A 241-nucleotide genomic window follows, 5' to 3' on the forward strand; every position below is an offset into this window, starting at 1 on the left:
CGTAGATGTAGTCCCACGACGTTTTCGGCGTCGGACCATCCTTGTCGTCCTTGCGCTCGAACTGTTCCGCCGACAGCGGCAGCAACTGCTCGATCACCGGCTCCTGCTTCATCGTGTTGACGAAGCGGGTGTACGCGATGTACACGGCGGAAACCTTGCCTTCCGAGTACATGTCGAGCTGAACCTTCACAGCGCCGATCAGTTTCTCGAGGTGCGGCGTGTCGCCCAGTTGCACGACGTT

General features: G+C 59.3%; 1 protein-coding gene. It reads right to left on the reverse strand.

What is annotated here, in order from left to right; all coding sequences use genetic code 11:
• Positions 1-241: F0F1 ATP synthase subunit gamma (locus SB753_RS40740; protein WP_410805633.1), on the reverse strand; the 241-nt coding region annotated here is incomplete at both ends.

The organism is Paraburkholderia sp. SIMBA_053 (assembly GCF_046534895.1).
GTDB classification, from domain to species: Bacteria; Pseudomonadota; Gammaproteobacteria; order Burkholderiales; family Burkholderiaceae; genus Paraburkholderia; species Paraburkholderia caledonica.